This window comes from Treponema sp. UBA3813, from assembly GCA_002368605.1.
Taxonomy (GTDB): domain Bacteria; phylum Spirochaetota; class Spirochaetia; order Treponematales; family Treponemataceae; genus Treponema_D.
Genome location: DFEB01000022.1, coordinates 38,499 through 46,652 on the forward strand (window position 1 = coordinate 38,499; position 8,154 = coordinate 46,652).

An 8,154-nucleotide genomic window follows, 5' to 3' on the forward strand; every position below is an offset into this window, starting at 1 on the left:
ACTTCCAATGACCGATTTATCAGACTTAAAGAACGAACTCAACCCTGAGCAGTACGAAGCCGTCATGACCATTAACGGCGCCATTCTCATAATTGCAGGAGCCGGAAGCGGAAAAACCCGCGTAATCACATTCCGAATCGCCCACATGCTGGACGCAGGCGTTCCCCAGAGCGCGATTCTTGCCCTCACCTTCACCAACAAGGCCGCAAAGGAAATGAGCGAGCGAATCAAGGAACTCACTGGCAAAAAACTGCCCCTTCTCACCGTCTCCACTTTCCACGCTTTCGGAGTGAGGATTTTGCGGCAGGAAATCGGGCTTTTGGGCTACCGGGAAAATTTTTCGATTTACGACGAGACTGACCGGGCTTCACTCATAAAAGAGACCGGCCGGGAACTCGCATATTCTCCAGATGCTCTGGATGTCTATCAGGTGGGAATTTTAATCTCCGACATAAAGACCGGGCGCAAGCACTGGACAATCGAAAACGAAATGTACAAGGAGCTTTACGAGGGCTATCAGGAGGGTCTAAAACTCTACAATGCGGTGGATTTTGACGACCTCATCACCCTTCCCATTAAGATTTTCCGTGAATTCCCCGAAGTCCTGGCAAAATACAAGGAACGCTACAAGTACATCATGGTGGACGAATTTCAGGACACCAGCCACCAGCAGTACGAATTCATGCGTCTTCTGGCCGAGAACAATGTTGCGGTAGTCGGTGACGATGACCAATCCATCTATTCATGGCGGGGAGCTGACTACCAGAACATCATAAATTTTGAAAAAGATTTTAAGGACGTAAAGGAAATCCGCCTTGAGCAAAATTACCGCTCAACAGGCACAATCCTTGCGGCGGCAAACGGAGTCATAAAGCACAACACCAACCGCAAGGACAAGGAACTCTGGAGCGGAAACGGCGACGGAAAGCCCATTGAAATCTACATGCCCGACAACGAGACGGCAGAAGCGGCTTTTATCGTGGAGTCAATTCAGGCCACTTCAATTACCGAAAAACGCAAATACGACGATTTCTGCGTTCTCATGCGGGCAAACACCCAGTCCAGGGCAATAGAAGAAGCTTTTTTGGCCGAGAACATTCCCTACACGATGAGTGGCGGCACTTCATTTTTCCAGCGCAAGGAAATCAAGGACATAATAAGCTATCTCCGTGTCATTTCAAACCACGACGATGACGTGAACCTGCTTAGAATCATAAACACGCCCCGAAGGGGAATCGGCCGGGCGACCATCGAAAAACTAAACGAAATCGCAAAGAACCTCTCCTGCTCCCTCTGGGAAGCCATCAACGCCCTTTTGGAAGTGGGCGACAACGAGGCGGATTTATTCATGTCAGGCCGCTCGTACACTGCCAGTAACAGCTCGCACATTGCCAGTAACGGAGCACACCCTGTCATTGCCGGGCTTGACCCGGCAAACTCCCCCGGCAAGTATTCTGACTTCGACGACGAGGATTTTTCGGAAGGCACCAAGCAGAACCTCAAGGCCTTCGTTGACATAATCGAATCGAACAAATCAATGCTGGGCGGTCACGGACTTTCAAAAAAAGTGCGAACTATGGTGGAAAATATCCGCTACATGGACTATCTGATTGGCGAAAATCCAAAGTCAGAAAAAGCAGCCCGCTTCAAAATGCTCAACATCGAAAGCCTGATTGGCTCAATCGAACGCTGGGAAAACAATCCGGAGTCCGGCGAGCCAACCCTTTACAACTACCTCAACCGAATCACCCTTTTAAGCCGGGACGACATGGACGATGACGAGAATCTTGGAAAAGTGAACCTGATGACCATTCACGCCTCAAAAGGCTTGGAATTCCCGGTGGTTTTCATTGCGGGATGTGAAGAAGGTCTCATTCCCCACGGGCGTGCCGTTGACGAGGGAGGAGACGCTGCTGTAGAGGAAGAGCGAAGGCTTTTTTATGTTGCAATCACGAGGGCAAGGGACAAACTTTTTATTTCAAGCTGCCGAAGCCGCCGCCGTCAGAACAGCGTTGTCGAAAGCCAGCCCAGCCGCTTTTTGGACGAGATTCCGTCTCATCTGGTTCAGTACCACGAGCCACAAAAAGAAGTCAGCGCGGACATGGCCATTGATTTGCTTCAGCAGATGAAAAAGAAATTCTCCGCACCGAAAGTTCCTGGATTTTGACAAAACAACTTTTGTCAAAATCCTTACGAGAATTTTCCACCGCCAAAGTCGCTGAAAAATTCTCGCAGTTTTTAATCTGCAATTTCGATTTTATCCCAGAATTCGGGAATTTCCTGTCCGATTCTCCAGAAAGACAATCGCTCTATTCCACTATCAGCATACATTTTGCAGCGGGCAATGGCGGAATCTATCGTGTCATAAAAAACGGTAACGCGCGTTTTCTTCTCAAAATAAAAACTCAAGTCACCATCGGCTGATTTATTAAATATGGAAACCTTATTGTCTTTAATCAAACCATCGATTTTATACATGCGGTAGGCTTTTCGTCCCACATCCTCATTGTTCCATGCCCTGGCGTAAAAATGACAGCCCATCACGAGTTTTTCTTCAGGAATCACGGTTTTAGCATAATCAGCAATTCGCTTGCACCATGCAACAGATGCTATTGGACCTGGAGCACTGGTTGACCAATGCTCGTCGTAAGCCATTACGATTATCTTATCCACAATTTTTGACAGAGTAAAATAATCATACGCATCTTTTTCAAGAGTTTTTAAACGGGCAGGAATCGCCACCGTGAGCATTTTTCCTTTGAGTTTTTTCTTTAATTGCTTTAGGAAATTCCAAAAATTCTCATCATCATTTTTTAGCACAAGCTCCCAGTCAATCTGTACTCCGTCATAATCCTTTGCCTGTGCAACGAGTTGTTTGATGATTTTATTACGCAAAGGAAGTTTTGGATCAAGGAGAAGATGTGTCTGTGCCGTTGAGTCTACGCTTGAAACTAAATGAACCCGACCTTTGTAATCAGGAAATTTTTCGTATCTGTTTGGGACTTCAGGAAAATCACTGTAATTATTGATTGCACTGACAAAATATCCAATATCCGTGACGGGGTAATCATTTGAGAAAGATTTTTCCTCACCAATCATAACATAGCCCCACACTTCTTTAAGCGGAAGTTTTGAGTCTGCTTCTGTTTGTGAGAAAATCGGAAATTGAATCAAGATATCAAAAACAAAGAAAAAAAGAAGTGAACGAAAGAAATACTTTTTATTCATTTACTTTATTTTCTTAAATGAGATGTAATCGATTGTCATGCCGTCATGCCCATTGTTAGCGGCATTTTTAATGTCATTCTTTTGGATTTTTACAGTAACAGTGGTCGGAACATCAAGGGTAAAACTTGCGGGAGAGCGCGTCGTCAACTCGTACTTTCCAATCGGCGGCTCTGAACCATACAGAAGATATGAATCCCGGTTTACATAAAGATTGAAGCGCGTATGATTAGCAGAAGGAGCAAGAACATTTGCCACAGCCTCGTAACTTCCTGCCGGGAAATTAACCTCGGCGATTGCCCATGAAGAGTCATTCAAGAGTTTAAGGGCGTAAGATTTTGATGCAACAGCGTCACCAACAAGCTGGAAACCATCATAATACATATTCTCCGCTTCAATCTGAAGCTTTTCACCGCTGAATTCATATTTTGGAGCCTCACCTGCCCGGACAGGCGGCGGCGGAAGTTTATCACCCGAAGCAGGGATTTCTTCACCTGAAGAAATTCGCTTTTTTAAGTCGCGAGAATCCATGTTTCCAGCTGATGCGCAAGAAAAAAATAAGGCAACAGAAAGAAGGATGAGTGCAGTTATGAAATGATTTTTAAAAAATCGCATTGTGTTCTCCTTACATAAAAAAAACCGGCTCAAAAGAACCGGCTCTGAGACTGGCCTGACTCGAACAGGCGACCCTCTGCTTAGAAGGCAGATGCTCTAATCCAGCTGAGCTACAATCCCGTGGAAAATAATATAGCAAAAAAACATGAATTTTGCAATAGACTTATTCACCTTTGCGAATGGGGACAGAGCCTAAATTGAGAACAAGACTGTAAGAACGTGCAACTGTATTAGGATCTGTCGCAACACCGACGGCAAACATCTGTACATAATAGCAGTTGGATTCAGAAAAACCTGACTCCGAATAACAATAATCAGTGTCTCCGCTTGAAGGCTCAACATTCAGTTGCAGTGGGTCATCTGTATCATTGTAATTGAAAAAATCAAATGTTTTTCCATTGGTTCTACGCGGACTATCATTATTAGAAGTTAAAGTTCCCACACCTGCATTAAATGAATACCATGCGCTGTCAGGGTCTGTAGAGCCGTTTTGATATGTCTTTAAGCGAATAACAACCCTCTCGCCGCTTGAAGAAGGATAAAAAACTACATCAGAACCAGCTGCCTTTCCCAAAGGTTGATAAGAGTAAGCCTCAATCATTTGTCTCGCAGAAGCAGAACCGTTCGAGGATGAATTCACGGCAAGAATCGCGGCTCTCTGGCTGTTCAAGTCATTGTAATTATTGTAGATTTTATAATATACATCAGTACCCAAAAAAGAGTCGCCGCTATCTTTGACAGTTTTGAAACTGAAATACCATGTCAAAGGGTCGGAGCTTGAATAAAGAGGATCATTATAAGTCGTCGTCGGATCAGAAACAACGATAACTTCTTCAAGTCCACAAGAAAAAACAAAAATGCCGGCCAAAAAGCAAAAGACAAGTGGGGAAATTCTTTTGATTTTAACACCGGCATTATTCATAGATATAAATATAATAATTAAATATCGAAAAAGTTTCAGAAAATTACTGAATGTTTCCAGCAGCTTTTAAAGCGATAAGGCGAGATTTTGCAAGCAAGCCCCAATTTGATGTTGAGTGCAAGTCATATAACTTCTGATAAGTTTCTTTCGCCTCTTCGTATTTCTGAGCAGTCTCATTCACGCGACCAAGAGAAAAAAGAGCATGATCAATCAAGAGGAAATTTTCGTCCTCAGAAGCAAGCTTGTAATAGGCAATAGCATTTTCACTGTCATTCAATTCTTCACTACAGAGAGCCGCATTAAAAAAACAAACTGAAGCTGTATAAGCCTTTTTGTTAAGATTTGCAGCTTTGAGCCATGCAGAACGAGCTTCTTCATAGTTTTTCTGAGCGAATTTAATTTCTGCTATGAGCATATTTGCCCGCAAACCGACGATGCCGCTTTTATCTCCCAGTGAAACAAGTTCTTCAAGAGCTTTGTTCTGGCGAGCAGCAATATCAGAATCAGAAAGTTCTTCAGATTCATTTGTTAAAGCATAAGAAATAGAATCAACACGCTCGATTCCATTTGAAATTGATTTCGCACGAACAGTCGCAAAAACCAGAACCGCAGCCACAAGAACAAGGACAATCGCACCAACCGTAAGCACAAGTCCCTTTGATTTTTCTAATTTTGCGCTCAAAGAAGTTGCAAGCGTCTCGTTTTCTGATGTATTAGCCATTTTTTACTCCTATAGAATGCCTTTTAGCACAATAATCATTTTTTGATTCAAATATTTTAATGAATTTTTACCGTATATTCAACTCGTTAAGCAGGCGCGAGACATAAGTTCGTTGAATACCCAAAACCTTTCCAGCCTCAGTTTGATTCCATGAAGTCTCACCAAGGATTTTTTTAAGATAGGCCGCCTTAAAACGATTGAGCGCTGTTTTAAGAGTCCTATCATCGCTGTCTGCTATCTCACTGGCAATCGTATCAAATTCAGAACTTGAAGAATTTGTCTTAGGAGAGGAAGGAACCGAATTAATTCGCAAATCCTCAGCCTGAATCATGGGTGGTCGCCCAAGAACGCAAGCCCTTTCGATTGAATTTTCCAATTCACGGACATTTCCAGGCCAGTAATAGTCATACAAGGCCTTCATTGCGGTTTGGGAAAATCCGGTGAAATTCTTTTTTGTCTCACGACTGAATTTATCCAGGAAGAAAGAAGCAAGGCTCTCAATATCGTCCTTTCTCTCCCTGAGAGGAGGAATATTAAGAGGAACTACATTCAATCGATAATATAAATCACTTCGGAAAAGACCGTCACTGACCATTTGCTCAAGATTACGGTTGGTAGCCGCTACAACGCGAACATCCACTGAAATAGTCTTGTTTGAGCCGACCCGCTCGAATTTATGCTCTTGCAAGACACGCAAAAGTTTTGCCTGCAAATCAAGGGAAAGCTCACCTATTTCATCAAGGAAGATTGTTCCGCCATCACTGGCTTCAAAACGACCGATTCTATCGCTCACAGCATCAGTAAAAGCCCCCTTTACATGACCAAAAAGCTCGCTCTCAAGAAGGCTTGGTGAAAGAGCAGCGCAATTCACACGAACAAAGGGCTTGTCTCGACGAGTACTCTTCGTGTGCAACTGCTCAGCAAACAATTCTTTGCCAACGCCACTTTCGCCAGTAATCAAAATAGTAGTATTTGTTTTGGCAACTTCATCGATTACGCGAAGCAAATCAAGAACCACAGAACTCCGCGCTACAAAAGGATGATACTCAGACCCATTCTCGATTTTTGAGGTAAGCACAGATATCCTATCTTTAGCACTGCGGTATGAATCGGCATTTATATAAGCAATTCCCGCCTGGTCAGCGAGACTTTCAAGCACAGCCAAATCATCATCATTAAAAGGAAGCGCCTCAGCCTTGTTTATTAGCTCAATAACTCCGATACATTTTCCTTTAATTCGCATGGGAATCGCAATCATATTTCGGCTTACATATCCGGTTTTGTTCTGTACAGTAGTAGAAAAGCGTGGGTCAGAAGCAACATTGTTTAAAATAAGGGATTTATTATGCTCGGCAACCCAACCAGCGATGGAATTTTTTGCAACCGGGATATTCTGAGCTTCGGCGCCTTTTGGCCCCAATGCAACCACAAAACGAAGAGTATCATCTTCGTTATGCAAGAGAAGAAGAGAAGATGACTCACAATGAACTAAACGCATTGCCGATTCAAGAATATAAACCAACAATGCGTTTATGTCAGAGTAATTAGAATTAATTCGTCCGTTGATTTCGATGAGTGTTTTAAGTTGTTCAAGTGAAAGAGAATTTAAATCACCCATCGATGCACCAACAAAACAAAATTAGTTATTTTTCTGAGATTTAATCATGTCGCCGAGAGTATATGCTCCGTCATCATCATTCTCAGAAGATGTCATATACTGAGAAATCTCTTTGCGTGCCTGAGCTTTTTTGTACTCTTTTACAGAGAAAGCAACTTTCTCTTTTTCGACATTGATGTCTACAACAAATACATTGAGTTTGTCACCGACATTGTATTTTTTAACAGCCTCTTCATAAGGAACCTCACGATCATCGCTCAAGTTTGCCTTATTTACAAGACCTTCGATTCCATCCGGAGCTTTTACAAAGATACCGAAATCAGTGATTGAAGTGATTTCACCTTCAAGAGTTGAGCCCGGTTTGTAATCCTCTGCGAATTTTTTCCAAGGATTGTCTGTAAGCTGCTTGATTCCAACACGGATGCGGTGATTTTCAGCATCTGACTCAAGAACGACAACTTCAACTTCCTGATCGACTTTGAGTTCGCTTCCGGCATGTTTAACTTTCTTTGTCCAAGAAATGTCTTCTGCATGAAGGAATCCATCAATTCCGTCCTCAAGCTGAATGAATGCGCCTGCATTAGTAAGCTTGACAACTTTTCCAGAAAGTTTTGTTCCCTCTGGATATTTTTCTGAGATAGAATCCCAAGGATTAGCAGTAACCTGTTTGAGACCGAGAGAAACACGGCCAGCAGGAATATCGTAGCCCAAAATCATACATTTGATTTTGTCGCCGATTTTTACCATGTCAGAAGCCTTGTTGACTTTTTTAGTCCAGCTGAATTCAGAAATGTGAGCAAGACCTTCGATTCCCTCTTCAAGTTCGATGAATGCGCCGAAGTCAGTGAGTTTTGTAACAGTTCCTTCTACGATGTCATCAACATGATATTTATCCTCGAAGTGTACCCAAGGATCTTCAGTGAAGTGCTTGAGAGAGAGATTGATTCGTTTTTCGTTTGGCTCAAGGCGGATAACTTTGAGTTCGACTTCCTGACCTTTTTTGACGAAATCTTTCGGCCGTGTGACATGCCCCCAAGACATATCGTTGATATG

General features: G+C 43.0%; 7 protein-coding genes and 1 tRNA gene. 1 reads left to right on the forward strand and 7 read right to left on the reverse strand.

Annotation, left to right across the window (positions count from 1 at the left end; all coding sequences use genetic code 11):
• Positions 1 to 7 precede the first annotated feature (7 nt).
• Positions 8 to 2,167 (forward strand): ATP-dependent helicase, encoded by a 2,160-nt coding sequence (locus B2089_RS03485; protein ID WP_296320573.1) that lies wholly within the window; start codon positions 8 to 10, stop codon positions 2,165 to 2,167.
• Positions 2,168 to 2,238: 71 nt separating this feature from the next.
• Here the strand turns inward: B2089_RS03485 and B2089_RS03490 are convergent, their stop codons facing one another.
• The 7 genes from B2089_RS03490 to B2089_RS03520 all read right to left on the reverse strand — a co-directional run.
• A complete protein-coding gene (locus tag B2089_RS03490; RefSeq protein WP_296320570.1) occupies positions 2,239 to 3,228 on the reverse strand; it encodes a glycosyl hydrolase family 18 protein in 990 nt (329 codons plus the stop codon).
• Entirely contained in the window at positions 3,229 to 3,840 is a 612-nt protein-coding gene (locus B2089_RS03495; protein WP_296320567.1) for a hypothetical protein, read from the reverse strand.
• A 45-nt stretch (positions 3,841 to 3,885) separates the two neighbouring features.
• Positions 3,886 to 3,960, reverse strand: a tRNA-Arg gene (locus B2089_RS03500).
• Between the two features lie 43 nt (positions 3,961 to 4,003).
• Complete coding sequence (locus B2089_RS03505) at positions 4,004 to 4,762, reverse strand: hypothetical protein (protein WP_296320564.1); 759 nt, start codon at positions 4,760 to 4,762, stop codon at positions 4,004 to 4,006.
• 43 nt (positions 4,763 to 4,805) lie between these two features.
• Positions 4,806 to 5,483: a tetratricopeptide repeat protein gene (locus B2089_RS03510; protein ID WP_296320559.1), complete on the reverse strand. Its 678-nt coding sequence runs from the start codon at positions 5,481 to 5,483 to the stop codon at positions 4,806 to 4,808.
• A 67-nt stretch (positions 5,484 to 5,550) separates the two neighbouring features.
• Positions 5,551 to 7,101: a sigma-54-dependent Fis family transcriptional regulator gene (locus B2089_RS03515; RefSeq protein WP_296320556.1), complete on the reverse strand. Its 1,551-nt coding sequence runs from the start codon at positions 7,099 to 7,101 to the stop codon at positions 5,551 to 5,553.
• 21 nt (positions 7,102 to 7,122) lie between these two features.
• On the reverse strand, positions 7,123 to 8,154 hold a 1,032-nt coding region (locus B2089_RS03520), incomplete at its 5' end, for a S1 RNA-binding domain-containing protein (RefSeq protein WP_296685931.1).

What these genes read in the sequence shown, in the direction of transcription:
- B2089_RS03505 (WP_296320564.1), bottom strand. Translation starts at nt 4,762, where the DNA reads ATGAATAATGCCGGTGTTAAAATCAAAAGAATTTCCCCACTTGTCTTT.
- B2089_RS03495 (WP_296320567.1), bottom strand. Translation starts at nt 3,840, where the DNA reads ATGCGATTTTTTAAAAATCATTTCATAACTGCACTCATCCTTCTTTCT.
- B2089_RS03515 (WP_296320556.1), bottom strand. Translation starts at nt 7,101, where the DNA reads ATGGGTGATTTAAATTCTCTTTCACTTGAACAACTTAAAACACTCATC.
- B2089_RS03490 (WP_296320570.1), bottom strand. Translation starts at nt 3,228, where the DNA reads ATGAATAAAAAGTATTTCTTTCGTTCACTTCTTTTTTTCTTTGTTTTT.
- B2089_RS03510 (WP_296320559.1), bottom strand. Translation starts at nt 5,483, where the DNA reads ATGGCTAATACATCAGAAAACGAGACGCTTGCAACTTCTTTGAGCGCA.
- B2089_RS03485 (WP_296320573.1), top strand. Translation starts at nt 8, where the DNA reads ATGACCGATTTATCAGACTTAAAGAACGAACTCAACCCTGAGCAGTAC.